The sequence below is a fragment of the Kitasatospora sp. MMS16-BH015 genome (assembly GCF_002943525.1).
In the GTDB taxonomy this organism is placed as follows: domain Bacteria; phylum Actinomycetota; class Actinomycetes; order Streptomycetales; family Streptomycetaceae; genus Kitasatospora.
This window is the reverse complement of record NZ_CP025394.1, coordinates 1,333,831-1,358,860: the sequence shown is the minus strand read 5'-3', so window position 1 is coordinate 1,358,860 and position 25,030 is coordinate 1,333,831. Positions and strand designations below refer to the sequence as shown.

Genomic DNA, 25,030 nt, shown 5'->3' with positions numbered 1-25,030 from the left:
TGGGTAGTGGGTTACTGGGGAGGGCGCCCATGGTCGGCAGCGGGTCCGAGTGGCACCCGGACGACCTGCCGGACGGTCTGGTGATCGCCGACCGCACCGGCACCGTGGTCTGCTTCAACGCCGCCGCCGCCCGGCTCACCGGCATCCGCGCGGCCACCGCGCTGGGCACCCCGCTGGAGCAGGCGCTGCCGCTGGAGGACCTGGACGGTCGGCGCTGGTGGCCCCTGACCGACCCGTACGGCGGCCTGGCCGTGCGCACCGGGCAGCCAGAGCGCAACCTGCTGCTGCCCGGCGGGCGCGAGGTGCTGGTCTCCGCCCGGTACGTCCGGGAGCGGGCGCAGGGGCCGGTGGAGCGGGTGGTGGTGGCGCTGCGCGGCACCGAGGCCCGCCGCCGCACCGAGCGCGGACACGCCGAGCTGATCGCCACCGTCGCGCACGAGCTGCGCTCGCCGCTCACCAGCGTCAAGGGCTTCACCAAGACCCTGCTGGCCAAGTGGGAGCGGTTCACCGACGAGCAGAAGCGCTGGATGCTGGAGAGCGTGGACGCCGACGCCGACCGGGTGACCCGGCTGATCGCCGAGCTGCTCGACATCTCCCGGATCGACGCCGGCCGGCTGGAGCTGCGCAAGCAGGTGGTCGACCTGGCCGCGGCGGTGCGCCGGCACGTGGACGGCAAGGTGGCCGCCGGCTGCCCGGCCGAGCGGTTCGACATCCGGATCACCGAGCCGCTCACCCAGCTCTGGGCCGACCCGGACAAGATCGACCAGGTGCTCGCCAACCTGCTGGAAAACGCGGTGCGGCACGGCGAGGGAACTGTCACCATCGAGGTGGCCCCCGCCAAGGAAGTGGTCGAGGCGGCCGTCTGGGAGCGCCCCGGCACTCCGCCCAAGGTCATGGAAGGGACGTCGGTCACCGTGAGCGACGAAGGCACCGGCATCCCCGAGGAGTCGATGCCGCGCGTCTTCACCCGGTTCTGGCGCGGTTCCAAGCGCGGCGGCACGGGCCTCGGCCTCTACATCGTGAAGGGCATCGTCGAGGCGCACTGCGGCACCATCCGGATCAGCCGCGCGCCCGGCGGGGGGCCCAGTTCCGATTTATCCTGCCCGCGGGCGTCCCCGACTTCATGCTCTGACGAGCACGGAGAGCATGCTCTGAGTAATCGGGCGAACGGGCGTTACGCGGGCTGCGACTACACTCGTCCTTTGGCGTTGCGCGACGCCCTGGCGCGGCGTGGCCGCGGGAGGCGCGAGCCCATACCTCGGCACAACACGAGCAGGAGCACGGGAAAGATAGAGATGTCCGCACCCAACAAGTCCTACGACCCGGTAGAGGTCGAGGCATTGAAGCCCGAAGAGGTCGAGCGCGCCCGGGACGAGGCCGTCGCGGCCTTCGCCGCCGCCGCCACGCTGGAGGAGCTGAAGGCGGCCAAGGTCGCCCACACCGGCGACCGCTCGGCGCTGTCGCTGGCCAACCGCGAGATCGGCGCGCTGCCGCCGCAGGCCAAGGCCGCGGCCGGCAAGCTGATCGGCCAGGCCCGTGGCGCCGTCAACCAGGCGCTGGCCAAGCGCCAGGTCGAGCTGGAGGCGGAGCGGGACGCCCGAGTGCTGGTCGAGGAGGCGGTGGACGTCACGCTGCCGTACGACCGCACCCCGCGCGGCGCCCGGCACCCGCTGACCACCCTGGCCGAGCGGATCGAGGACACCTTCGTGGCCATGGGCTACGAGGTGGCCGAGGGCCCCGAGGTCGAGGCCGAGTGGCTGAACTTCGACGCGCTCAACCTGGGTGAGGACCACCCGGCCCGCTCGATGCAGGACACCTTCTTCGTGCAGGCCCCGGACGGCTCCGCCGACTCCGGTGTGGTGCTGCGCACCCAGACCTCCCCGGTCCAGGCCCGCACCCTGCTCGACCGCGAGCCGCCGGTCTACGTGGTCTGCCCCGGCCGGGTCTACCGGACCGACGAGCTGGACGCGACCCACACCCCGGTCTTCCGCCAGGTCGAGGGCCTCGCGGTGGACGAGGGCATCACCTTCGCCGACCTCAAGGGCACCATCGAGCTGCTGGTCTCCAAGCTCATCGGCGACGGCCTGGAGCTGCGCTGGCGGCCCTCGTACTTCCCGTTCACCGAGCCGAGCGCCGAGATCGACCTGCAGTGCTTCGTCTGCCGGGGCGAGAGCATCGGCAACCCGGACAAGCCCTGCCGCACCTGCTCCTCCGAGGGCTGGATCGAGCTCGGTGGCTGCGGCGTCGTCAACCCCCGGGTGCTGGTCGCCTGCGGCGTGGACCCCAACCGCTACAGCGGGTTCGCCTTCGGCCTGGGCCTGGAGCGGATCCTGATGAACCGACACAACGTCGCCGACATGCGCGACATGGTCGAGGGTGACGTCCGCTTCACCCTCCCGTTCGGGATGGAGATCTGATGCGCGTCCCGCTTTCCTGGCTGCGTGAGTACGTCGACCTGCCGGCGGGCGAGACCGGCCGCGACGTCGCCGCCCGCCTCGTCCGGGCCGGCCTGGAGGTCGAGACGGTCGAGCAGATCGGCACCGACCTCAAGGGCCCGCTGGTGGTCGGCCAGGTGCTCTCCATCGAGGAGCTGACCGGCTTCAAGAAGCCGATCCGCCACTGCTTCGTCAACGTCGGCGACGCCAACGGCACCGGCGAGCCGCAGGAGATCGTCTGCGGCGCGCGGAACTTCGCCGTGGGCGACAAGGTCGTCGTGGTGCTCCCGGGCGCCGTGCTGCCCGGCCCCTTCCCGATCGCCGCGCGGCAGACCTACGGCCAGACCTCGGCCGGCATGATCTGCTCCGCCCGCGAGCTCGGCATGGGCGACGACCACGACGGCATCATCGTGCTCCCGCCGGAGTACGAGGTGGGCACCGACGCGATCGAGCTGCTCCAGCTGGTCGACGAGGTGCTGGACATCGCCGTCACCCCGGACCGCGGCTACTGCCTCTCCATGCGCGGCGTGGCCCGCGAGGCCGCCGCCGCCTACGGGCTGCCGCTGGCCGACCCGGCGCTGCTGGACGTGCCGCCGGCCAACTCCTACGGGTACATGGTCAAGGTCGCCGACCCGACCGGCTGCGACCGCTTCGTGGCGCGCACCGTCACCGGGGTCGACCCGGCCGCGAAGTCGCCGATCTGGCTCCAGCGCCGGCTGCAGAAGTCGGGCATCCGCCCGATCTCGCTGACCGTGGACATCACCAACTACGTGATGCTCGAGGTCGGCCAGCCGCTGCACGCCTACGACCGCGAGCGGGTGGACGGCCCGATCCAGGTCCGCCGCGCCGTCGAGGGCGAGGTGCTGACCACGCTGGACGGCACCAAGCGCAAGCTCTCCGCCGAGGACCTGCTGATCTGCGACAACTCCGGGCCGATCGGCCTGGCGGGTGTCATGGGCGGCGCCTCGACCGAGATCCTCGACCCGGTCACCGACCCGGAGACCGGCGAGGTCACCGGCTCGACCGAGATCATCATCGAGGCCGCGCACTTCGAGCCGGTCACCATCGCGCGCGCCGCCAAGCGGCACAAGCTGCCCTCCGAGGCCTCCAAGCGCTTCGAGCGCGGGGTCGACCCGGAGGCCGCCCGGGCCGCCGCGCAGCGCGCCGTGGACCTGCTGGTCCTGATCGCCGGCGGCACCGCCGAGGCCGGGGTCACCGACATCGCGGCCCCGCACCCGCTGCGGACCATCGCGATCGACGCCGACCTGCCGGATCGCGTGGCGGGCACCGAGTACGGCCGCGAGACCGTCACCCGGCGCCTGCAGGAGATCGGCTGCACCGTCGCGGGCGCCGACATCCTCGAGGTCACCCCGCCGAGCTGGCGCCCCGACCTGACCGACCCGTACGACCTCGCGGAGGAGGTCATCCGCCTGGAGGGCTACGACAACGTGCCCGCCCGGATGCCCACCGTGCCGCCGGGCCGCGGCCTGACCGAGGCGCAGCGCTTCCACCGCCGCACCGGCGTGGCGCTCGCGGGCGCGGGCTACGTCGAGGTCAACAACTACCCCTTCCTGGGTGAGGCCGCGTTCGACGCGCTCGGCCTGGAGAAGGACGACGAGCGCCGCCGCACGGTGAAGCTGGTCAACCCGCTGAACGACGAGGAGCCGGCGCTGCGCACCACGCTGCTGCCGGGCCTGCTCGGTGCGCTGCGGCGCAACATCGGCCGGGGCAACACCGACCTGGCGATCTTCGAGGCCGGCACCGTCTTCCTCCCCAAGGCGGAGCTGCGCGTGGCTCCCCGCCTGCCGGTGGACCGCCGTCCGACCGAGGAGGAGCTGGCCACGCTCAACGCGGCGCTGCCGCACCAGCCGCGCCGGGTGGCCGTGGCCCTCGCGGGCGAGCGGCTGCCGTCCGGCTGGTGGGGCAAGGGCGCTCCGGCCGGCTGGGCCGACGCGATCGAGGCGGCCCGTACCGTCGCCTCGGCCGCCGGGGTCGAGCTGACGGTCCGCCAGGGCCGCACCGCCCCGTGGCACCCGGGCCGCTGCGCCGAGCTGCTGGTCGGCGAGACCGTGGTCGGCCACGCCGGTGAGCTGCACCCGCGGGTGATCAAGGCGCTCAACCTGCCGGAGCGCACCAGCGCGATGGAGATCGACCTCGACCTGCTCTTCGCCGGCGGCGAGCAGCGGGTCAGCGGCCCGACGGTCTCCGGCTACCCGGTGGCCACCCAGGACGTCGCGCTGATCGTCGACTCCGCTGTGCCGGCCGCCGAGGTGGAGACCGCCCTGCGCTCGGGCGCGGGCGAACTCCTGGAGGCCATCCGCCTGTTCGACGTCTTCACCGGCGAGCAGGCGGGCGAGGGCAAGAAGTCGCTGGCCTACTCCCTGCGCTTCCGCGCCACCGACCGCACCCTGACCGCCGAGGAGGCGTCGGCCGCCCGCGCCGCCGCCGTCGCCGAGGCGAACGCCCGCACGGGCGCGGTGCTGCGCGGCGCGTAACGCGGCTCTGCTCGCGAAGGGCCCTGCCCCGGACACCGTCCGGGGCAGGGCCCTTCTGCTGCTCCGGACGGGGTGAGCTGCGCTGCTCCGTCCGAGATCGAGCCCCCGGGCAGGGAGGGCTGCCTGATCGGGCATGAGCGGGACGTGACAAGGCTCTTGCGGCGACAGTGGGTTGGGCGCTTCAATCGACCCACGCCAAGTTAGGAAACTTTCCTAACACGTCCTGGGGAGCTGTCATGCCTGCTCAGCACCGTACGGCCCGTCTCGCCCTGGCGATCGTCCTCGCCGCGGCCCCCATCACCGTCGCCGCGGCGGGCGTCTCGAACGCCGCCGCCCCGGCCAGCGTCACCGCCGCCGTCCAGGCCGGGGTCGGCCTGGACGACGCGCACAAGAAGGAGATCGCGATGGAGCTCGTCTCCAGCGCGGAGAACTCCTCGCTCGACTGGAAGGCCCAGTACAAGTACATCGAGGACATCGGTGACGGCCGGGGCTACACCGCCGGGATCATCGGCTTCTGCTCCGGCACCGGCGACATGCTCGACCTCGTCCAGCACTACACCGACCTCAAGTCCGGCAACATCCTCGCCAAGTACCTGCCCGCCCTGAAGAAGGTCAACGGCAGCGCCTCGCACTCCGGCCTCGGCAGCGCGTTCGTGAAGGACTGGGCCACCGCCGCCAAGGACACCGTCTTCCAGCAGGCCCAGAACGACGAGCGCGACCGGGTCTACTTCAACCCCGCCGTCAAGCAGGGCAAGGCCGACGGCCTGCGCGCGCTCGGCCAGTTCATCTACTACGACGCCATCGTGATGCACGGCCCGGGCAACGACGGCGACAGCTTCGGCGGCATCCGCGCGGCGGCCATGAAGAAGGCCAAGACCCCCGCCCAGGGCGGCGACGAGGCCACCTACCTCAAGGCCTTCCTGGACGCCCGGAAGGTGGTCATGAAGAAGGAGGAGGCGCACAGCGACACCAGCAGGGTCGACACCGAGCAGCTGGTCTTCCTGAACGCCAAGAACTTCGACCTCAACCCGCCGCTCAAGTGGAAGGTCTACGGCGACCCGTACAGCATCAATAGCTGATTGACCGTCAAGGTGGGGGGAGGGGAAGGCCGTCGGCCGTCCCCTCCGGGGTTTTTCGGGCTGCTCGGGCTTCTCGGGTTGCTCGGGCTGCTTGGGCTTTTCGGCCGCGGCCGCTCGCTCCCGGTTCTTCGGGGCGGGCGGGAATGCTCCGGCCGGGTCCTTCGTTGCGCACCATGCCGCCGATCGCCCGACCCAGGGAGCACTGTGTCCGTAGCCGCCTCCACTTCCGCCTCCACTTCCGCCTCCGCCTCTGCCTCCGCTCTCTCCGCCGTCACCCTGCCCGCCCCGGCCGCCCAGGCCGAGCGCCTGATCGAGCTCGGGGTGGCCGAGCTCGCCGGGCTGACCCCCGCCGAGGTACGGGCCTTCGCCGCCGGGGCGGCGGCGGGCACGCTGCTCGCGGTCCACCCCGACCGGGTGCCGGCCTCCGTGCTCGCGCCGCTGCTGCGCCGCGCCGGCAAGTCCGGCTTCGTGGTGGTCGACATGCCCGACGTGGACCGCTTCGCCCCGATCGAGGGCCTCGCCCTGCCGGACGGGCCGCTCTACCTGCTCGACGGCCTCGACCGCGGGGACGCGATGGCCGACTGGAGCCCGAACGAGGCGCTGCCCGCCCTCACCGCGCAGGGCCGCAGCCCGCTGCTGCTCGCCGAGGGCATCCACTGGGTGCTCCAGCAGCCGGCCGCGCTGGAACGGGGCCACTGCTTCATGACCATCGGCTCCCGGCTGCGCAAGGCCGACGGCACCCTGGACGCCCGCACCCCCGCGCTCTGGATCAGCAACGGCACCGGCCGGGACGGCCGGGAGCGGCGCGACGCGCCCAAGGCGGGCTGGTGCTGGGCCGGCAACCGGCACACCTGGCTGGGCTTCGCCTCGGCGACGGGCCGCCGGGCCTACTGACCGACGGCCCTGGTGCCGCCGGGGTTCCCCGTGCCGTCGGTACTCGTCTTGCCGTCAGTACTCGCCTTGCCGCCGGCGCTCCCCGCGTCGGCGGCCTTCGCCGCGTTGGTCTCGGCCTGGCGGCGGACGCCCGCCAGGGCCAGGTCGAGCACGGAGAGGAACTGCTCCCTGTCGTCGTGGCCGTCGAAGACCTCGACCACGTCGTGCAGGAAGGGGAACTGCTCGGCGTCCAGGCTCCGCCAGCGCTCGGCGTACTCGCCGAGGAACTCCGCCCGCCCCACCGTGCCGTCGAGCACCTCCGGGGGCGGATCCTGGCCGAGGTCGTCGGCGCTGCCGACCACCACGCAGATCACGGCCGACACCGCGTGGAAGCGCTGGCGCGGGGTGAGCGGCAGGCGCAGCGTCTGACGGCCCAACTCCTCGTACATCCGCAGCGAGTTGCTCGGTACGTCGATGTTGCGCATCACGCGGGAGCCCAGCCAGGGGCGGTCCACGATCGCGTCGAAGAGCGTCACGGCCGTCGTCCGCAGGTCCTCGACCGGGTCGCCGGTGTCGGCGCGGCCCCGGACCGTCTCCAGTACCCCGCCGAGCACGTGGTCGATCGCGCGCTCCAGCAGGTCGTCCTTGCCCGAGACGTACCAGTAGATGCTGCCGACGCCGGTGCCGAGCCGGGCGGCCAGGGCGCGCAGGGTCAGCGCCGACTCGCCCGCCTCGTCGAGCAGGGCGACGGCGGCGCCGAGGACGGTCTCCAGCGAGTGCGAGGCCCGCCGGCGCTCCCGGGGCTCCCGGGCGGGTCGGTCGGCGGGGCGTGGACGCGGGCGGGTCATGGTCCCCATCCAATCACAGTTGCAAGATTATCGAACCTGGTTCTAGTGTGGAACACGGTTCGATAATCCGACGACCCACCACACCGAGAGGGGGCTGCCATGACCGGCACCGGCACCAGTACCACCAGCACCGCCACCGTCGCCGCGCCCACGGCCGCGCCGCGCACCTACCCGTCGCTGCGCGCAGCCTGGATACCGCTGGCCGCGCTCTGCCTGGCCTTCTTCGTCGAGATGGTGGACAACACCCTCCTCTCGATCGCCCTGCCCACCATCGGCCGCGACCTGGGCAGCGGCACCACCGCCCTGCAGTGGGTGACCGGCGCGTACTCGCTGACCTTCGGCGGCCTGCTGCTGACGGCCGGTTCGATGGCCGACCGGCTCGGGCGGCGGCGGGTGCTGCTGGTCGGCCTCGCCGCGTTCGGCCTGATCAGCCTGGCCGTGCTCGCGGTCTCCGGCACGGGCGAGTTGATCGCGCTGCGGGCTGGGCTCGGCATCGCCGCCGCCGCGATGGCGCCGATCACCAACTCGCTGGTCTTCCGGCTCTTCGACGACCAGGCGCTGCGGATGCGCGCGATGACCGTGATGATCATCGTCGGGATGTCCGGCTTCGTGCTCGGCCCGCTGCTGGGCGGCACCGCCCTGGCCCACGTCCGGTGGCAGTGGCTGCTGCTGGTCAACGCCCCGATCGCGCTGATCGCGGCCATCGGCGTGCGCCTCGGCGTCCCCGCCGACCGGCCGGAGGACCTCACCAAGGACCGGCTCGACCTGCCCGGCGCGGTGCTGAGCGTGGCCGCCATCGGCCTGGCCTGCTACGCCCTGACCAGCGGGGTCGACCACGGCTGGGCCTCCGCCGCCACCCTCGCCTCGATCGCCGGGGCCCTGGTCGCGGGGGCGGCCTTCGTCCGGCATGAGCGGCGCACCGCCGCACCCATGCTCGACCTCAAGCTCTTCCGCGGCGGCACCGTCCGGGGCGCCACCATCGCCCAGCTCGGCACGGCCATCGCGATGGCCGCCGTGATGTTCGGCCTGATCCTGCACTTCCAGTACGCCTACGGCTGGAGCCCCGTCCGGGCCGGCCTGGCCAACCTGCCGATCATCGCCACCATGCTGCTGGCCACCCCGCTCTCCGAGCAGCTCGCCAAGCGGTGCGGCCACCGGATCGCCTGCCTGGTCGGCGCGGCCTGCCTGGCCGGCGCGCTGGCCGGCCTCGCCTGGGGCGTCTACCACGGCTACGCCGTGATCGCGGTCTGCATGGTGCTGATGACCATCGGGCTGCGCACCGTGATGACGATCTGCGCCGTCGCCCTGGTCGAGGCGATGCCGGAGAACCGCACCTCCATCGGCACCGCCCTCAACGACACCGCCCAGGAGGTCGGCAGCAGCATCGGCACCGCGGTGGTCGGCACCCTGATCGCCGCCCTGGTCACCACCCAACTCCCCGCCGGCACCTGGAGCGGCGCCCTGACCGACTCCTTCTTCCACGGCGAACGCATCACCTACGCCGTCCTCGCCGTCCTGGTCGGCCTGGTCACGGCCACCGGCGCCCTCACCCTCACCGACTCCCGCAGCACCGAGGAGCACTAGGGTCCGTGCGGCTACGCTGATGCCTCGTCCGGCAGGGGGGAACGCATGGGGTACGTGATCGAGCTATCACTGGGCACCGACGCGGCGGCCGACGCCGCTGCGGCCCGGCTGGCCGGAGAGATCGTCGAGACCGGCAACGAGCGGTTCCTGCGGGCCCTGCTGCCGGGGCCGGTGGAGTTCCAGCAGCGCAGCGTCGAGACGCTGTTGAGCACCGCGGGGGAGGACCCCGAGCCGACGGTCAGCCTGCTGCTGCGCGCGATGCACCTCGCCTTCGCCGCGCACCTGCCGCTCAGTCTCTCGCCCGACGTGCTCTGGTGCACCGTCGTGCAGGAGGTGGCCGTCCACGTCCGGCTGAACCAGGACGCCTGCGCCGGGCTGTTCACCGACACCCCGGGCGAGCGGCAGACCGTGACCGTCCGGGACGACCGGGCTCCGGAGGACTGGGGGCGGTCGATCCGGCTCGTCGAGCAACCCCTGAGGGAGCTGATCGGCGAGGACACCGCCACCCTGCTGCTGCCCGCCTTCTCGACCACCACGCCGGCCGACGCCGGCGCGGCCCTGGTCGCCCTGATGGACGTGGTCAGTCCGTACTACCGGTTCAAGTGGCGCACACTGTGCGGCATTCCGCAGATCCGCCTGACCGGCACCGCCGAGGACTGGCGGGTGCTGGCCGACCGGATCGGCGCGTTGCAGGAGCGCTTCACCGGACTCCACGACTGGCTCGCCGCGCTGGGGCCCGTCCTGGAGCAGATGGCGGCGACGGCGGCCGGGCAGGGAGTGGACGAGGAGTTCTGGCGCTCGCTCTACAAGCACCGGTCCGGCTCCGGTGGGCCCAGCGTGACCGGCTGGATCAACGCCTTCTTCGCCCACCGCTACACGGACGAGGGCCCGGAGCCGAAGGAGGAGTTCGGCCCGGGCACGGCCGCCGAGGAGACCTTCCCCTCGCACGTCTCCACCGTGCCCTTCGAGTGGGAGACCCCGGCCGGCACCTTCGAGATGGTCTTCCTCGGCGGCGTCCTCGGCCTCACCCGCGAGGACGGCTGGCTCACCCCCCGGCTCGGTCACGCGGTGGCCCACCTCCTGCCCCGCCCGGCCCAACTGCCCGGCCGCCTCCCGGAGCCGTGGACGATCGACACCATCCGGCTCCGCACCGCCACCCCGACGGCCCGCCTGCTCGACCCCCTCGGCACCGTGACCCACCTCGGCGAACCCCTGGCCGCCGACCTCGCGCTCGAGGTCGGCGCGTTCTGCCTCGTCCGCGCCACCGACGGCGGCTGGTACCTCGGCGAACACGCCCCCGCCACGGGGGACATCGAGTGCTGGGAGTACGTCGGCCCCGATCTCGACCGCGCCCTGCACCACCTCTGAGCCCCCTCAGCCGAGGGCGGGGGTCCGGTCGGCCGGCGTGCGGGTGTCGCGGGCGACGGAGGCGAGGAGGAGGACGCCCGGGAGGATGCCGCCGATCGTGGCGGTGAGGGGGTAGGGCACCTGGGCCACGCCCAGGGTCAGGCCGAGGGTGCCGCAGGCGGTCAGGGCTGCGGCGAGACGGTGGATGGTGGGGCGGCGCCAGACGGCGGCGAGGCCGAAGAAGTGGAGGCCGACCACGAGGCTGATCCAGCCGACGGAGGCCTCCGGGAGGTGCAGCACGGGGTTGAGCGCGATCAGACCGCCCATCCCGAGGACGACCTCGGCGGCCACCACGAGGCGGTACCCCTTGCCGAACAGGGCCGGGGCCGCGCCGTCGGTGGTCGTGGGAGAGGTCGGGGTGCGGCGGATGGCGCGGAAGAGCCACAGGAAGGCGAGGATCGCCAGGGCTCGCAGTGGGATGCACACGGCGGCGGGGTAGGCCCCGACGTTGCGCAGGATGAAGACGAGACCGAAGACGGCGCCGACGAGTCGGCCGAGCTGGTTCTTTTGCACGGCGCAGATTCTCACCAAAGTTGATCATCGCGCAAAGGGCTTCTGATGCCGGCCGAGGCTCTCAGGAGTGCCGGGGCCGCCGCTGCTCGGCCTTGCCCTTCTTTCGCTTGGCCCCGGCCTTGCCCCCGGCTGTGGGCGGTGTCTGCACCGGCCGTCCCCGCCAATCGGTGGTGGTGTCCGAGGAGAGACCCGCCGCGTACGAGAGCGCGTGCCGGACCACCTCCGACAGCAGCCGCGCGGACTCCGTCGAGTGGAGCTCGCTCTGCCAGGCCGAGACCGCGTACCAGTCCTGGCCGGGATCCGTCAGCGGCGGCCGCGGCGCTGCCGGTGCCAGAGCCTCGGGCGGCGCCTCGGGAAGCCGCACCAGCAGGCTGTTCGTGCCCAGGGCAAGGACTGCGGCGATGCCCTTGGCCGCCAGTACCGGCACCCCGAAGGTCGGCAAGACGGGCCAGTCGCCCGCGAGTTCCTCGAGTCGCTCGACCAGATCGGGGTGGGTGTGCAGCTCCCACCCCTCGTACGCAAGGCCGGTGGGCCTCGGCGGCTCACCCTGCTCCCGTAACAGGTCGAGCAGCACGGAGTTCTGAGGAAGATTCAGCAGTGTCATGCCTCAACACGCTACCCGCGCCGACCGACGGAGGGGTGGCCTCCGCCGGTCGGGGCGCGCGGTGCCGGGTGCGGCCTAGTACGGGGTGCCGCCCGCGAAGTCGGTGGTGAAGGTGGATTCGATGCCGTTGAGGACCGCGGAGTCGCTGATGATCAGGCCGAGTTCGCGGTTGTGGTTGAGGGAGTTGTCGGAGAAGTTCTCCGAGCCCGCGAAGACCTTGGCGGTGGGGGTGCCGTAGTCGGCGACGATCACCTTGGCGTGCACGTAGAGGCCGCCGGAGGAGGAGTAGGTGACCACCGAACCGCCGGCGGCGGTGACCTGGTCGAAGTAGGTGCCGTAGCTGCTCGGGTTCATGCCGACCACGCGGACGGTGACGCCGCGCTGCTCGGCGGCCACGATCGCGTCGACCAGGGCGGAGTCGCCGAACTCCAGCTGCTCCAGGTCGAGGGAGTGCTGGGCGCCGTTGATCAGGGCGAGCAGGCGGCTCTGGGAGTCGGTGGGCGACCAGACCAGGTTGTCGCCGTCGCCGGGGGTGACGGCGGTCTTGGCGTAGTCGGCGGCGAAGACCCGCTCGATCGCGGCGACGTCGGCGGTGTCGCTGTCGAAGACGCCGTAGTCGCGGTCGTTGGCGTAGTAGACCGAGTCCAGGTTGCCGGTCTGGATCAGGGACTTGGCGGCGTCCACCGTGACGGTCTTCTGGTGGGTGTAGACGTAGGCGGCGGAGGAGTAGGTGACCCCGACCCCGCCGGCCTTGAGGGTGGAGTAGGCCGAGCCGTTGACCGAGGTGTGCTGGGCGTCCAGGATCACCCGGACCTTCACGCCCGCCTTCTGCTTGGCGACCAGGGCGTTGACCACGCTGGTGTCACGGAGCTCGTACATCGTCATGTCCACCGAGGTGGTGGCGGTGTTGACGAAGGAGACCACGGCGCTGTGGCTCTGGTCCGGGTAGACCAGCAGCGAATAGGCGCTCGCGGCCTGGGCGGTGGCGCCGGAGGCGAGCAGGGCGGCCGAGGCGAGCAGGGCGCCGGCGGCGGTCGCGGCGCGGCGTGCGGTGCTGAGGCTGGGCATGCGGAACTCCACCTGTGGGGCGGGCAGTTGAGCCCGGGAAGGTCAGGGGCGCGAAGGCCGACCAGCATGCTCCGGCGGCGATATCCGCGAGATACGCGGGTAGATCCGCGAGGTGAATTTCTGACGGCGTGATGACAGAGCCCCGGACCCCCGCGAAGGGGGTCCGGGGACGAGAGAGGTCCGCTTACGCCTCCCGGAAGGGGAAGCGGGCCAGGGGCGGCTCGGCCGCGAAGAAGGTCTTGGCGCGGGCCAGCGCCGCCTCGTCCTCGGTGATCTGGCCCGGCCGGTTGGCCGTGCCGAGCAGTACGCCGCCGTACCGCATGCCGAGGTAGGCGGCCGACTGCAGGAGCGTCAGCTCCAGCGGCCGGGCCGCCTCCGGCTCGGCGTGGGCCATCGCGGTGACGCCCCAGAGGGTGTGCCCGCCCATCTTGGCCTTGAACTCCGGGTCGGGCGTGCGCAGCCACTTGGACCAGTAGTCCAGGTAGCGCTTGGTGTGCGCCGAGACCGAGTACCAGTAGAGCGGCGAGGCGATCACCAGGTCGGTCGCGGCCAGCGTGGCCTCGTGCAGCAGGCCCTCGTCACCGGCGAGCGGGGTGTGCGCGGGGGCGTGCCGGCCGTCCGTGAAGTCCGGCAGGTCGAGCTCGGCCAGCCGCAGCCAGCGCTGCTCGGTGCCGGCGGGCAGCTGCTCGGCGGCGGCCCGGGCGAGCAGCTCGGTGTTGCCGTCCGCGCGGGCGCTGCCCAGCAGGAAGAGGAAGGAGCGCGACATCGTCAGGTGGCTCAGGCCGTGGCGGTGTAGTCGTAGAAGCCGCGGCCGGACTTGCGGCCGAGCAGGCCCGCGTCGACCATCCGGGAGAGCAGCGGGGGAGCGGCGTACAGCGGCTCCTTGAATTCTTCATACATCGAGTCGGCGATCGAGACGATGGTGTCCAGGCCGATCAGGTCGCACAGGCGCAGCGGGCCCATCGGGTGGGCGCAGCCGGCCTCCATGCCCTTGTCGATGTCGGAGGCGGTGGCCACGCCAGACTCGAACATCCGGACGGCGGAGAGCAGGTACGGCACCAGCAGCGCGTTGACCACGAAGCCGGCCCGGTCGCGGGCGCGGATCGGCTCCTTGGCGAGCACCTGGACGGCGAAGGCCTCGACCCGGGCGGTGGTCTCGGCGGAGGTGGTCAGGGTGGGCACCACCTCGACCAGGCGCTGCACCGGGGCCGGGTTGAAGAAGTGCAGGCCGATGACCTGCTCCGGGCGGGAGGTGGCGGAGGCCAGCTTCACGATCGGGATGGAGGAGGTGTTGGAGGCGAGGATCGCGTCCCGGCGCTCGACCACCTGGTCCAGGGTCTGGAAGATCTGGGTCTTGATGTCCTCGCGCTCCGCGACGGCCTCGACCACCAGGTCGCGGTCGGCGAAGTCGGCCAGGTCGGTGGTGAAGGAGAGGCGGGACATCGCCTCGTCCCGGAGCTCCTGCGTCAGCTTGCCGCGCTTGACGGCGGTGTCCAGGGAGTTGGTCAGCCGGGTGCGGCCGAGCTCCAGGGCCTCGCCGGTGGCCTCCGAGACCAGTACTTCGAGCCCGGCGCGGGCGAAGACCTCCGCGATGCCCGACCCCATGAGGCCGCAGCCCACCACTCCGACGCGCGCGATGTCACTCACTCCGTTGCCCTTCACCGTGATTCGCCGGGGTTGGCCCGGCAGCTGATCGAGGGACGGCACGGCACAGGTCGTACCCGTGAGTGTCGCCTGCACGACCGTACTACCCCGGAGCGAACGACGGTTCACCTCCCCTGCCGATGGGCCGATCGGATGAGATGCGTCACCTCCGGCGCGAGGCTCGCCCGGGCCCGGGGCGGGCGGGGGCCACAATGCCGAGCGGAGCTGCGTGGGGCCGGGTCGGAAGGGGTTGGAGCGCGATGCCGACGGGTTCGCTGACGGGGCAGGTCGGGCTGGTCACCGGCGCGGGCCGGGGCATCGGCCGGGAGATCGCGATCGGGCTGGCCGCCGAGGGGATGGCGGTCGGCCTGCTGGGCCGCACCCACGGCACGCTGATCGAGACCCTCAAGGAGTGCGTGCGGCACGGCGCCCGCGGGGTGGCCGTCACGGTGGATGTGACCAGGCCCGGCGCCGTCCGGGAGGCCGTCCGTGCCGTGGAGCGCGACCTCGGCCCGGTCGACCTGCTGGTCAACAACGCCGGGCAGGTCGACCGGGCCGAGGTGCCGCTCTGGGAGGCCGACCCGAACCAGTGGTGGCAGGTGGTGGAGACCAACTTGCGCGGGCCGTTCAACCTGATGCGGTACGTGCTGCCCGGCATGGTCAGCCGCCGCTCCGGCCGGGTGCTCAACCTCAACTCCGGCTTCGCGCTGCGCCCGGACGGCAACTACACCGCGTACGCCACCTCCAAGGGCGCGCTGCTCCAGCTCTCCGACAACCTGGCCGATTCGCTGGCCGCCCACCGGGTGGTGATCCTCGACGTCAGCCCCGGCGCGGTGGCCACCGACATGACGGCCGGGATGCCGATGTTCAAGGACATGAAGGCCTGGGGCAGCATCCCGTACATGGTCGCCGTGACGGTGGACGCCGCCCGGGGCCGGTTCGACGCCCTGCACGGCCGCTTCATCCACGCCGGACGGGACAACCTGGAGCGCCTGGTCAGCGAGGCCGAGGCGATCCGGGAGGCCGACGCCCGGACGCTCCGGCTCCGCCCGTACGGCCCCGCCGACCCGCTGGCCTGACCAGTCGCTCAGAGCTCGAGCAGCTCGTCCAGCTCCGCCTCGGTCAGGCTGCCGGCCGCCCGGCCGGTGCGGGCGAACTCGCCGGCCAGCCGCTGCAGGGCCTCGTTGAGCGGGGTGGGCACCCCGTGCAGGCGGCCGAGCAGCACGGCCTCGCCGCTCAGGTAGTCGGCCTCGATGGTGCCGGTGCCCCGGCTGAGGCTCTGCCAGGAGGAGCCGCCGCCGCGCTCGATGCCGGGCAGCGGCCGGAGGGTGATCAGGTCGCCGCGCTCGGCCTGCTGCTCCGCGGCGCTCTTGTACGCCAGGCCCGCCGCCGCCAGCGCGGCCTCGTACTCGGCGACCAGGCGGCGGAAGAGGGTGAGCTGGGGCTCGGTCACGGCCGGGCCGGAGACGGCCTCCAGCGCGTTGCCCACGTTGCCGAGCAGCTTGCCGTACTTCCAAGCCATCACCTCCTCGGTGGCCACCGCCCGGAAGACCGAGGCCTCGAGGTCCGCGCAGATCCGCTCGGCGGTCTGGTCGCATCCGGCCGGGTAGCGGCCGACGTGCAGGAAGCCGGAGACCGGAGCACCGGCCGCGCTGACCCGGCCGGGCTCCAGGAAGGTGGCGGGCAGCCAGACGCACATCCCGTACACCCGCCGGAAGCGGCGCAGCGCCAGCCGCTCGCCCTCCACGCCGTTCTGCGCGGTGACCACCGGCAGCACCTCCCCGGCGGTGCCGCCGCCCGCGACCGGCCGGGCGGCCCACTCGGCGAGCAGCGCCTCGGCGTGCTGGGTCTTGGCGGCGAGCAGCAGCACGTCCTCCGGGCCCAGCTCGACCTCGTCCGGCCCGCCCACGGCCGGCACCGGCAGCCGCCGGGTGCCCTCGGGCGTGGTCAGCTCCAGGCCCTCGGCGCGCAGCGCCGCCAGGTGCGCGCCGCGCGCGACGAGCACCACCTCATGGCCGCTCTCGAAGAGCCGCCCCCCGATCACGCCGCCGACCGCACCCGCACCGATGATGATGTATCGCATGCGGGGGAGCCTAGGGCCTCAAGGGTTCGTACCCGTCGGGGGAGGGCGCGCTCAGGCGCAGAGCTGACTGGCGGTCACCGCGCCCAGGCCCATCCCCTTCAGGCCGTCCAGGATGCCGGGCAGGGCGTCCAGGGTGCCCTTGTGGCCCATGTGCAGGGCGACCACCGAGCCGCCCTGGACGGCCTTGAGCAGGCGGCGCTGCACGACCTCGGCGCCCGGGTCGCTGTAGTCGCGCGGGTCCACGTCGAAGGAGAGGCAGTGCTGGTAGCCGACGGCCTTGGCCTGCTCGCGGACCATCGCGTTGGCGTACTGGGCCGCCGAGGGGCGGAACCAGCGGCCGATCGAGCCGGTGAGCCGCTGGAGCCGTTCGGCGCACTGGGCGATCTCGTCGTGGGCCTGCTGCGGGCTCATGGTCGAGATGTCGAGGTGGTTCTGGGTGTGGTTGCCCAGCTCGTGGCCGCCGTCCAATATCCGCCGGGCCATCGCGGGCTGCTGGTCGAGCCAGCTGCCCACCACCATCACGGTGAGCCGGGCACCGTGCTGTTCGGCGGTGGTGAGTATCGCGGTGGCCAGCGCCGGATCGCCCTGACCGTGGAAGGTGAGGGCGACCTGGCGGCGGTCGCGCGGGCCGTTCACCACCTCGTCGGGGGTGTTGGCGGCCAGCGGGGGAGCGGCGGGCGGCGCGCTCGGCGTCGGGGCGGCCGTGGGCGTGCCGGTGGGGGCGGCGGGCACGCCGGTGGCGGCCGGGCCGACGGTGTTGAGGTGCGAGGGCTGCACCCGGGCGGCGAACGAGGCGGGCCCCGAGGCCTTCGGGGTGGCGTCCTCGCCGCACGCGGCGAGGAGCCCCCCGGCGGCGGACAGGGCGGCCAGGCGGGCCGTGGAGCGCAGTACGGTGCGGCGGTCGACAGTCATCGACCGACAGCCTAGAACCTGCGGAAAACCTGTGCGATTCGGGGTCAGGACACCGGCCTGCGGGTCAGGCTGACACCGCGGCGGCCGGGGCCGTGCTTTCTGCGCGGGGCTGGGCGACGGCGGCCTTCCAGGCCTGGTGGGCGGCGCTGATCCGGTCCCAGTAGGCCTGCCGCTCTGTCGGGCCGACCTCGGGCAGGGTCAGTCCGAAGTCCTGCTCCAGGACGTCGAACCACTCGGCGGAATCGGCCAGTTCGCGGACGTGCCGGCCCTCGGGGTCGATCCGCACCAGCACGATGCCGCGCAGCGCCTTCTGGCCGTCCGCGACGGGCTGGAAGGCGCAGGGGAAGGGCATGAACGGCGAGGTGGGCGCGGTGGAGAGCCACTCGTGCCGCTCGGCGAAGTCGGCGGGGCCGCTCGCGGGCTGCCGGCGGAAGTCCATCCCGAGGTAGCCGAGCTGCGGGTCCACGTCGAGCCGCCAGCCGCCGGGCTGCACCGCCGAGGGCCCGATCCGGTACTCGAAGAGGCCCTGCCGGTAGCTGCCGCTGCGCAGCGGCAGCGGCTCCAGGAAGCCCTGCCCGAGGCCCACGTCCACCAGCCAGGTCTCGCCCTCGCACCGCACGGTGAGGGTCAGGTGGTCGCCGCTCGCCCCGGCCTGGTTGTCCGTCCGGTGGATGCCGCCCACCCGCCACTCGACCTGGTAGCCGATGGTCTCCAACAGTGCGGCGAAGGCGCCGTTCAGGTGGAAGCAGTACCCGCCGCGCCCGCTCAGGATCCGCTCGGCCGACTCCACCGGATCGACGGTGGTCGGGCGGCCGAACTGCACCGCCAGGTTCTCGAACGGCACCCGCAGCACGTGGGCCCGGTGCAGGGCACGCAGCGTGGTCAGCGAGGGGGCGGCCCCGGAGGGCACGCCGAGTCGGTGCAGGTAGCGGTCGGTCAGGGGTGCGGGAAGGGTGGCGATCGGCATGCCTGCACAGTAACCCTCCGTCTCTATCGCGTACATGATCTTTTCTGTACGGCGCGTCAGTTGATCCTTTTCAGGACGGTGCGCTGATGGGATCATGTGCGCACGGACGAGCGGCGTACGAGTGTGTGGGGGAGCGGGATGGCGGCGCAGGAGCACCCGGCGGGGCGGATCATCTTCCTGAACGGGACCTCGAGTTCGGGCAAGTCCACACTGGCCGTGGAACTGCTGCGCACCCTGGACGAGTTGTACTTCCACCTGGCGGTGGACGGTTTCAACGCGATGGGCGCCCGCCGGGCCGATCTGATGGAGGGTGAGCGGCTGGACCTCGCGCTGCGGCGGATGCGGCGCGGCTTCCACCGCTCGATCGCCGCGATGGCCGCGGGCGGCAACAACGTGGTGGTCGACCACGTGCTCAGCGAACCCTGGCGGCTGGCCGACTGCCTGGAGGTGCTGGCCGGGTACGAGGTGCTCTTCGTCGGGGTGCACTGCCCGCTGCCCGAGCTGCGGCGCCGCGAACGCGACCGGGGTGACCGGGGCCTGGGCATCGCCGAGCGCCAGTACGGCGTGGTGCACGCCCACGGCCACTACGACCTGGAGGTCGACACCTTCGCCGAGGGCACCGAGGAGTGCGCCCGCGCGATCCGCGCCCATCTGGCCGCCCGCCCGGCCGGGCCGACCGCCTTCGACCGCCTCCGCTCTGCCGCTGCGGCTAGCTGAGCTCCTCGGCCAGCAGGTCCATCAGCAGGCCGTCGTGCCAACTGCCGTCCGAGCCTCGCTCGTACTGCCGCATCACGCCCACCGGGCGGAAGCCCACCTTGCGGTAGCAGGCGATGGCGGCGGCGTTGTCGGCCGCCGGGTCGATCACCAGGCGGTGGAAGCCGTGGTCGGTGATCAGGTGCCGGGCCAGCGTGCGGACGGCGTCGGCGCCCAGGCCCCGGCCGTGCACCGAGGGGTCGAGGAAGATGTCCATCCCCGCGTGCCGGTAGTCCGGCGTCTGCTCGGCGTGCCACTGGATCGCGCCCACCGTACGGCCCCCGTACTCGATGGCCAGCACCGGGTTCAGCTCGTCCGCGAGGTCCGCCGCCACCTCGGCGGCCAGGTCCGGCCCGCCGCGCCAGCGGGCGTAGACCTCGGGCGTGGCCCGGATCGCGGTCAGGGCCGGTACGTCGTCGGCGGTCGCGGGGCGCAGCGTGACGGACTCTCCGTGCAGGGTGGTCGCCATCCTCCGGAATCTACCAGCGGGGTGCCTCGGTAGGCTCGCGGTCGAGCGCGCGGTGCGGGGTGCACGGCGCGGGGTACGGAGCACGGGGTGCGGGGTGCGGCGGTGGCCTCCCGGGTCGCCTCCGGCAGTCTTCCCGGACAGTCTTCCCGGTCGGATGGAGGAGCAGCGGATGAGGCAGGGCGAACCGAGCCGGACGGCGTACGCGGCCGCGCGGCACCGGGCGGTGCACCAACTCCTGGAGGGCGGGCGGGTGTTCGCCGATCCGCTGGCCGTCGCCATCCTCGGTGCCGATCCGGCCGCGCTGGTCGCCGAGGCGGAGGCGGAGCCCGGGCGGCGGCCGATGCGGCTGTTCATCGCCGCCCGCACCCGCTTCGCCGAAGAGACGGTGGCCACTGCCCACACCGCCGGCACTCGGCAACTGGTCGTGCTCGGCGCGGGGCTGGACACCTTCGGGTACCGGCAGACCCACCCGGGCCTGCGCGTCTTCGAGGTGGACCACCCGGCCACCCAGGAGTGGAAGCGGCAGCGCCTGGCCGAGGCCGGGATCGCGGTGCCCGACTCGCTCCACCACGTGCCCGTCGACTTCGAACGGGACTCCCTGCTCGGTCAGTTGACGGCGGCGGGCTTCGAACCGTCCCGTCCGGCCGTGTTCAGCTGGCTCGGTGTGGTGCCGTACCTGACCCGGGAGGCCGTGCTCGACACCCTGCGACTGATCGGCGGCCTGCCCGGCGGCGCCCAGCTGCTCTTCGACTACTCCGAACCGCCCGAGAGCCGCTCGCCCGAAGGCCGCGCCGCCTACGAGCGGAGCGCCGCCCGGGTCGCCGCCCTCGGCGAACCCTGGCTCACCCACTTCACCCCCGCCGACCTGGCCGCCACCCTCACCGACCTCGGACTCCCCGAGATCGAGGACCTGGACGTGGACGCCATCGCCACCCGCTTCTTCCACCGCCCTCCGGGCTCCTACCCCGGCGGCGGCGCCCACCTCCTCCGGGCCGCCGGCCCGGGTGCCGGCTGAGGCCCTCTGTCCCTGCCCCTGTCCCTGCGCTTTGCCTTTGCGCTTTGCCCTCGCCCTTGCCGGACACTTTCTCCCGATAGGGTGCGCGGCGATCTTCCGGCCCGATCCGAGGGCCGGGGCGACCTTGTCGAGGAGTGGGTGCGGTGGTGCTGGAACGGCGGCTCGGGGTGGGGGACGCCGTGGTGGTCGGGCTCGGGGCGATGATCGGGGCGGGGGTGTTCTCGGCCTGGGGGCCGGCTGCGGCCGCCGCCGGGGCCGGGCTGCCGCTCGGGCTCGGGCTGGCCGCCGTGGTGGCGTACTGCAACGCGACCTCCTCGGCGCGGCTGGCCGCCCGCTACCCGGCCTCCGGCGGCACCTACGTCTACGGCCGCGAACGCCTCGGGCTGTTCTGGGGTTACCTGGCCGGCTGGGGGTTCGTGGTCGGCAAGACCGCCTCCTGCGCGGCGATGGCCCTGACCGTCGGCCTGTACGCCTGGCCCGGGCACGCCCGGGCGGTGGCGGTGGCGGCCGTGCTGGCGATGACGGCGGTGGACTACCTGGGGGTGCAGAAGGCCGCCTGGTTCACCCGGGCGGTGGTCGCGGCCGTCCTCGCGCTGCTGCTCGCGGTGGTCCTGGTCTGCCTGACCAGCGGCGCGGCCGACCCGGCCCGCCTCACGCCGGTCACCGACACCACGCCGGGCGGGGTGCTCCGGGCGGCGGGCCTGCTCTTCTTCGCCTTCGCGGGGTACGCCCGGGTGGCCACCCTCGGCGAGGAGGTCCGCGACCCGGCCCGGACCATCCCGCGCGCCGTCTCCACCGCCCTCGCCATCACCCTCGCGGTGTACGCGGCGGTGGCCCTCGCGCTGCTCATCGTCCTCGGGCCCACCCGCCTGGCCGGGGCCACCGCACCCCTCGCCGAGGCCGTCCGCGCGGCCGGGGCCCCTGGCCTCGTCCCGCTGGTCAACGTCGGCGCGGCCCTCGCGGCCCTCGGCTCCCTGCTCGCCCTCATCCTCGGCGTCTCGCGCACCACCCTCGCCATGGCCCGCGACCACCACCTCCCCCCGACCCTCGCCGCCATCCACCCCCGCTACGCCGTCCCCCACCGCGCCGCCCTCACCATCGGACTCACCGTCGCCGCCCTGGCCGCCACCACCGACCTCCGCGGCATCATCGGCTTCTCCTCCTTCGGCGTCCTCACCTACTACGCCATCGCCAACACCGCCGCCCTCACCCTCCCTCCGACCGAAGGCCGCCCCCCACTCCCGGTCCCGGTGCTCGGCCTGGTCGGCTGCCTCGCCCTCGCCTTCGCCCTCCCGATCGCATCCGTGGCGACGGGGGCGGGCGTGCTCGTGGTCGGCGCCGCGCTCTACGGCGTACGCAGCCGACTCACCTAGCGCAGCGCCCGCTTCGCCTCTGCCTTCACCGCCGTGGCGACGGCTACGAGGGCGGGGGAGTCGAGGCGCCACTGCTGCCAGTAGAGCGGGACCTCGGCGGTGCGGTCCGGGAGGAACCGGACCAGGGTGTTGCTCTGTAGCCGGGGTTCGGCTTGGGCGGTTGGGACGAGACCCCAGCCGAGGCCGGCCGTCACGGCGTCGGCGAAGCCCTCGCTGGAGGGGACGTAGTGGCGTCGGACGCTTGCTCGCCGACCGGGGGTGAGGTCGCCGACGAAGGCGTCCTGCAGTTCGTCGCGACGGTCGAAGCAGACCACCGGCGCCTCCGGGAGCAGCAGGGCCGGATCGCCGTCGAGCCAGCGGGCGGCGAACTGCGGTGCGGCGACCGGGAGGTAGACCATGGCGCCCAGCCGCTGCACCGAGCACCCCGCGACCGGCTGGGGCGAGGAGGTGACCGCCGCCATCACCTCGCCGGCCCGCAGCAGGGTGGTCGTGTGGGCCTCGTCCTCCCGTCGCAGGTCGACGTGGACTCGCGCGTCCTGGGCGAGCGAGGCCAGCGCGGGGACGAACCAGGTCGCCAACGAGTCCGCGTTGACCGCGATCGGGAGCCAGGAGGGTGTCGCCGGGCCGGAGTCCTCTCCGTCCTCGGGCATCCCCAGCGCATTGCGGGCGTCGTCCTCCAGGCGGGCGAGCTGACGGGCGAACTGCACCACGACCTGGCCCGACTCGGTCGGTCGCACCGGTCGGGTACGGGTCAGCAGGACCCGGCCGGTCCGCTGTTCCAGTGCCTTGATCCGCTGGCTCACCGCCGAGGGCGTCAGGTGCAGGGCCGTCGCCGCTGCGTCGAAGGTGCCCTCGTCGACCACGGCCAGCAGGGTACGGACGAGGTCGTGGGGGAGCTCGGCCTTCATGAGTGCTAATGATACGTAAGAATCTTTAGCTGGTCTTGTGATGTGCGGGCTCCCTACGGTTGCGCTCATGGGAACCACGCTCACCGCCGCCGCGGCCGGATTCGGGACCGGCATGTCACTGCTCGTCGCCATCGGGGCGCAGAACGCCTTCGTGCTGCGCCAAGGTGTGCGGCGGCAGGCGGTCCTGCCGGTGATAGCGATCTGCGCGGCTTCCGACGCCGTGCTGATCGCCCTGGGGGTGGGCGGCCTCGGCGCGCTGATCACCGCGTGGCCGGCGACGCTGACGGCAGTGCGCGTGGTCGGCGCGGCCTTCCTGCTCTGCTACGCGGTGATCGCCGCTCGGCGCGTCTTCCGGGCCTCCAGCCTGGAGGGCGGCGGACCCGCCGTCCGTTCCGGCCGCCGCGCGGTGCTCAGCTGTCTCGCGATGACCTGGCTGAACCCGCACGTCTACCTCGACACGGTGCTGCTGCTCGGCTCCGTCGCGGCGACCCACGGTGCGTTGCGCTGGCAGTTCGGGCTCGGTGCCGCCCTGGCGAGCCTGTGCTGGTTCGCCGCCCTGGGTTTCGGCGCCCGGCTGCTCACCGGGTTCTTCCGCCGCCCCTCCTCCTGGCGCGCGCTGGACGCCTTGGTCGCGACGACAATGCTGGTCACCGGCCTGTCCCTGGCAGCCGGGGCCTGAGCCGGCTGCGGCTGAAGGTTGACTCTTCTTGGTCGCCGTGCGGGCGCCGAAGCAGGCGTCAGACGGCCACGAGCCGCACGCGATCCCCACAGAGCTTGGTCATGTCATCGATGTCCGAGGTCAGCAGGACGACTGGCCGGTGCTGACGGAGTGCCATCTCCGCCACCGCCGCGTCGATCGCGTACTTGTGGCCGTGCAGGCCCGCGCCGACCAGGAGTGCCGAGGCGGCCCGTGCCTCCTCGTCGCCGATCGGCACGATCCGCAGGCCGGACAGGATCCACCGCAGACGCGCCTGGTCAGTGCGGCTGTGGACGGCCTCGATGATGGTCAGCGCGCTGATCACCACCTCCATGCCCCGCTTCCGGGCCTCTGCGACCAGCGCCACGGCGGGCTCGTGATCGTTGACCAGCTTGGAGAGGCCTTCGGAGTCGAGCACCAAGGTGCCCTCGTGGCTCAGCTTGTGACGGGCCATCCGCCCTCCTCGGCGAACACCTCGTCGAAGACCTGGCGGGCCCGATCCTGCTCCGCGGCTGAGATCGGCCCCTGCCGGCGCTCGTAGTCGGCGAGGTACTCGTCCAGGATCTGACCGCGCAGCTCGCGTTCGACAGCTGCGGCGATGAACGCCGAGAACTCGCGCTTGCCCACTCGTTGGCGGATCGCCTCGGCCGTGCCTTCGGGAAGCGAGAGGCTGACCCGGGTGGCCGGACCCTCGCCGATGCTGTAGGGCATCTCAGTCATGGCTCCAGATTATCAAAGGAGTAGGAAGAGCGTGACCGGTTCATCGGTGCCAGTGGGCCCGCGGAGTGAGCTGGGCGCCGTCGGATGAGCCACCCGAGGCGTTCTGACTGTCGTCAGGAGGCGTTGGCGAGGCGGTGGGCCAGGACTCGGCCGCGTTCGGCCTGGACGGCGGCGGCCTTGCCGGCGGCGTAGCGGAGGAGACCGAAGGGGGTGTGGAGGTGGAGGGTGTCGGTGACGAGGGAGGTGGCGCCGGGCTGGGCGGTGATGGTGAAGGTGTAGTCCATCCGGACGGCGCCGGGGCTGGTGACCTTGCCGCTGACGGTGGCGGTGGTGGGGAGGTCCGTGGACGAGGTGTGGAGGGTGACTCGGATGATGTTGTCGTGCTGGATCAGGCCGAGGAAGCGGAAGCGTTCGACGGCGGTGTAGTGGGTGGTGCCGGCCTCCTGGTGGATGTCGCGGACGGCGACGAGGAGGGGGGAGAGGCCGATGTAGTTCTCGGGGGTCGCCAGGTGGGCGAGGACGGCGGCGGGTGGTGCGGCGACGGTGTAGGTGTGGCGCAGTTCGGTGCTGGGCACGGCCGATC

25 protein-coding genes and 1 pseudogene are annotated in these 25,030 nt (G+C 72.8%); 12 read left to right on the top strand and 14 right to left on the bottom strand.

The genetic code is table 11. The annotated features are described in order from the left end of the window. The first annotated feature begins 29 nt into the window (after nt 1–29). From CFP65_RS05900 to CFP65_RS05880, 5 genes and pseudogenes are all read left to right on the top strand, one after another. Nucleotides 30–1,132: pseudogene (locus tag CFP65_RS05900) on the top strand (ATP-binding protein). 163 nt (nt 1,133–1,295) lie between these two features. Beyond that, complete coding sequence (pheS, locus tag CFP65_RS05895; protein ID WP_104815080.1) at nt 1,296–2,417, top strand: phenylalanine--tRNA ligase subunit alpha; 1,122 nt, start codon at nt 1,296–1,298, stop codon at nt 2,415–2,417. Further along, entirely contained in the window at nt 2,417–4,930 is a 2,514-nt protein-coding gene (gene pheT / locus CFP65_RS05890) for a phenylalanine--tRNA ligase subunit beta (RefSeq protein ID WP_104815079.1), read from the top strand. Before pheS ends, pheT begins: the two co-directional genes overlap by 1 nt. 236 nt (nt 4,931–5,166) lie before the next feature. After that, complete coding sequence (locus CFP65_RS05885) at nt 5,167–6,009, top strand: chitosanase (protein WP_104815078.1); 843 nt, start codon at nt 5,167–5,169, stop codon at nt 6,007–6,009. A 276-nt stretch (nt 6,010–6,285) separates the two neighbouring features. Continuing rightward, nucleotides 6,286–6,903, top strand: a complete 618-nt coding sequence (locus tag CFP65_RS05880; RefSeq protein ID WP_104820682.1) for a DUF5701 family protein — start codon at nt 6,286–6,288, stop codon at nt 6,901–6,903. On the opposite strand, the gene CFP65_RS05875 is transcribed toward CFP65_RS05880, so the two are convergent. Beyond that, entirely contained in the window at nt 6,897–7,730 is an 834-nt protein-coding gene (locus CFP65_RS05875) for a TetR/AcrR family transcriptional regulator (RefSeq protein ID WP_174805504.1), read from the bottom strand. The two genes, CFP65_RS05880 and CFP65_RS05875, sit on opposite strands and share 7 nt — an antisense overlap. 99 nt (nt 7,731–7,829) lie before the next feature. Between CFP65_RS05875 and CFP65_RS05870 the strand changes: the two genes are divergently transcribed. Continuing rightward, on the top strand, nt 7,830–9,314 hold the full coding sequence (locus CFP65_RS05870; protein ID WP_104815077.1) for an MFS transporter: 1,485 nt from the start codon (nt 7,830–7,832) through the stop codon (nt 9,312–9,314). Between the two features lie 45 nt (nt 9,315–9,359). Continuing rightward, nucleotides 9,360–10,682, top strand: coding sequence for a DUF4419 domain-containing protein (locus CFP65_RS05865; protein ID WP_104815076.1), 1,323 nt, complete (start codon nt 9,360–9,362; stop codon nt 10,680–10,682). A gap of 6 nt (nt 10,683–10,688) precedes the next feature. Here CFP65_RS05865 and CFP65_RS05860 read toward each other — a convergent pair whose 3' ends face one another. The 5 genes from CFP65_RS05860 to CFP65_RS05840 all read right to left on the bottom strand — a co-directional run bounded on the left by CFP65_RS05860 (nt 10,689) and on the right by CFP65_RS05840 (nt 14,553). Beyond that, the gene (locus tag CFP65_RS05860; RefSeq protein ID WP_104815075.1) at nt 10,689–11,234 is read right to left on the bottom strand and encodes a hypothetical protein; all 546 of its coding nucleotides are present in this window, start codon (nt 11,232–11,234) and stop codon (nt 10,689–10,691) included. A gap of 61 nt (nt 11,235–11,295) precedes the next feature. After that, the gene (locus CFP65_RS05855) at nt 11,296–11,838 is read right to left on the bottom strand and encodes a hypothetical protein (protein WP_158702050.1); all 543 of its coding nucleotides are present in this window, start codon (nt 11,836–11,838) and stop codon (nt 11,296–11,298) included. Nucleotides 11,839–11,913: 75 nt separating this feature from the next. Then, nucleotides 11,914–12,906, bottom strand: coding sequence for a phosphatidylserine/phosphatidylglycerophosphate/cardiolipin synthase family protein (locus tag CFP65_RS05850; protein WP_104815073.1), 993 nt, complete (start codon nt 12,904–12,906; stop codon nt 11,914–11,916). A gap of 184 nt (nt 12,907–13,090) precedes the next feature. Further along, nucleotides 13,091–13,672, bottom strand: coding sequence for a flavodoxin family protein (locus CFP65_RS05845; RefSeq protein WP_104815072.1), 582 nt, complete (start codon nt 13,670–13,672; stop codon nt 13,091–13,093). Between the two features lie 11 nt (nt 13,673–13,683). Further along, complete coding sequence (locus CFP65_RS05840; protein ID WP_104815071.1) at nt 13,684–14,553, bottom strand: 3-hydroxybutyryl-CoA dehydrogenase; 870 nt, start codon at nt 14,551–14,553, stop codon at nt 13,684–13,686. A gap of 257 nt (nt 14,554–14,810) precedes the next feature. On the opposite strand from CFP65_RS05840, the gene CFP65_RS05835 reads away from it, so the two are divergent. Further along, on the top strand, nt 14,811–15,629 hold the full coding sequence (locus tag CFP65_RS05835; RefSeq protein ID WP_104815070.1) for an SDR family NAD(P)-dependent oxidoreductase: 819 nt from the start codon (nt 14,811–14,813) through the stop codon (nt 15,627–15,629). A gap of 8 nt (nt 15,630–15,637) precedes the next feature. Here the strand turns inward: CFP65_RS05835 and CFP65_RS05830 are convergent, their stop codons facing one another. The 3 genes from CFP65_RS05830 to CFP65_RS05820 all read right to left on the bottom strand — a co-directional run bounded on the left by CFP65_RS05830 (nt 15,638) and on the right by CFP65_RS05820 (nt 18,512). Continuing rightward, on the bottom strand, nt 15,638–16,633 hold the full coding sequence (locus CFP65_RS05830) for a ketopantoate reductase family protein (protein WP_104815069.1): 996 nt from the start codon (nt 16,631–16,633) through the stop codon (nt 15,638–15,640). A 51-nt stretch (nt 16,634–16,684) separates the two neighbouring features. Then, nucleotides 16,685–17,545: a polysaccharide deacetylase family protein gene (locus CFP65_RS05825; protein ID WP_104815068.1), complete on the bottom strand. Its 861-nt coding sequence runs from the start codon at nt 17,543–17,545 to the stop codon at nt 16,685–16,687. Between the two features lie 64 nt (nt 17,546–17,609). After that, complete coding sequence (locus CFP65_RS05820) at nt 17,610–18,512, bottom strand: arylamine N-acetyltransferase (protein WP_104815067.1); 903 nt, start codon at nt 18,510–18,512, stop codon at nt 17,610–17,612. Between the two features lie 138 nt (nt 18,513–18,650). On the opposite strand from CFP65_RS05820, the gene CFP65_RS05815 reads away from it, so the two are divergent. Next, nucleotides 18,651–19,229 carry a chloramphenicol phosphotransferase CPT family protein gene (locus CFP65_RS05815; protein WP_104815066.1) on the top strand — a complete coding sequence of 193 codons (579 nt, stop codon included), beginning with the start codon at nt 18,651–18,653 and terminating at the stop codon, nt 19,227–19,229. Here CFP65_RS05815 and CFP65_RS05810 read toward each other — a convergent pair. Next, nucleotides 19,222–19,734, bottom strand: a complete 513-nt coding sequence (locus CFP65_RS05810) for a GNAT family N-acetyltransferase (protein ID WP_104815065.1) — start codon at nt 19,732–19,734, stop codon at nt 19,222–19,224. The genes CFP65_RS05815 and CFP65_RS05810 overlap by 8 nt on opposite strands. Nucleotides 19,735–19,903: 169 nt before the next feature. Between CFP65_RS05810 and CFP65_RS05805 the strand changes: the two genes are divergently transcribed. Beyond that, nucleotides 19,904–20,749: a class I SAM-dependent methyltransferase gene (locus tag CFP65_RS05805; protein ID WP_104815064.1), complete on the top strand. Its 846-nt coding sequence runs from the start codon at nt 19,904–19,906 to the stop codon at nt 20,747–20,749. A gap of 143 nt (nt 20,750–20,892) precedes the next feature. Next, nucleotides 20,893–22,122, top strand: coding sequence for an APC family permease (locus CFP65_RS05800; protein WP_371682368.1), 1,230 nt, complete (start codon nt 20,893–20,895; stop codon nt 22,120–22,122). Here CFP65_RS05800 and CFP65_RS05795 read toward each other — a convergent pair. Next, on the bottom strand, nt 22,119–23,030 hold the full coding sequence (locus CFP65_RS05795) for a LysR family transcriptional regulator ArgP (protein WP_104815063.1): 912 nt from the start codon (nt 23,028–23,030) through the stop codon (nt 22,119–22,121). The genes CFP65_RS05800 and CFP65_RS05795 overlap by 4 nt on opposite strands. 67 nt (nt 23,031–23,097) lie before the next feature. On the opposite strand from CFP65_RS05795, the gene CFP65_RS05790 reads away from it, so the two are divergent. Further along, nucleotides 23,098–23,709, top strand: coding sequence for a LysE/ArgO family amino acid transporter (locus CFP65_RS05790; protein ID WP_104815062.1), 612 nt, complete (start codon nt 23,098–23,100; stop codon nt 23,707–23,709). Between the two features lie 58 nt (nt 23,710–23,767). On the opposite strand, the gene CFP65_RS05785 is transcribed toward CFP65_RS05790, so the two are convergent. The 3 genes from CFP65_RS05785 to CFP65_RS05775 form a co-directional block, all read right to left on the bottom strand. After that, nucleotides 23,768–24,181, bottom strand: coding sequence for a PIN domain-containing protein (locus tag CFP65_RS05785; RefSeq protein WP_104815061.1), 414 nt, complete (start codon nt 24,179–24,181; stop codon nt 23,768–23,770). Further along, nucleotides 24,163–24,447: a hypothetical protein gene (locus CFP65_RS05780; RefSeq protein ID WP_104815060.1), complete on the bottom strand. Its 285-nt coding sequence runs from the start codon at nt 24,445–24,447 to the stop codon at nt 24,163–24,165. The genes CFP65_RS05785 and CFP65_RS05780 overlap by 19 nt, the downstream gene beginning before the upstream one ends. Before the next feature lie 113 nt (nt 24,448–24,560). Next, nucleotides 24,561–25,022: a hypothetical protein gene (locus CFP65_RS05775; protein ID WP_104815059.1), complete on the bottom strand. Its 462-nt coding sequence runs from the start codon at nt 25,020–25,022 to the stop codon at nt 24,561–24,563. Between the last annotated feature and the right edge of the window lie 8 nt (nt 25,023–25,030).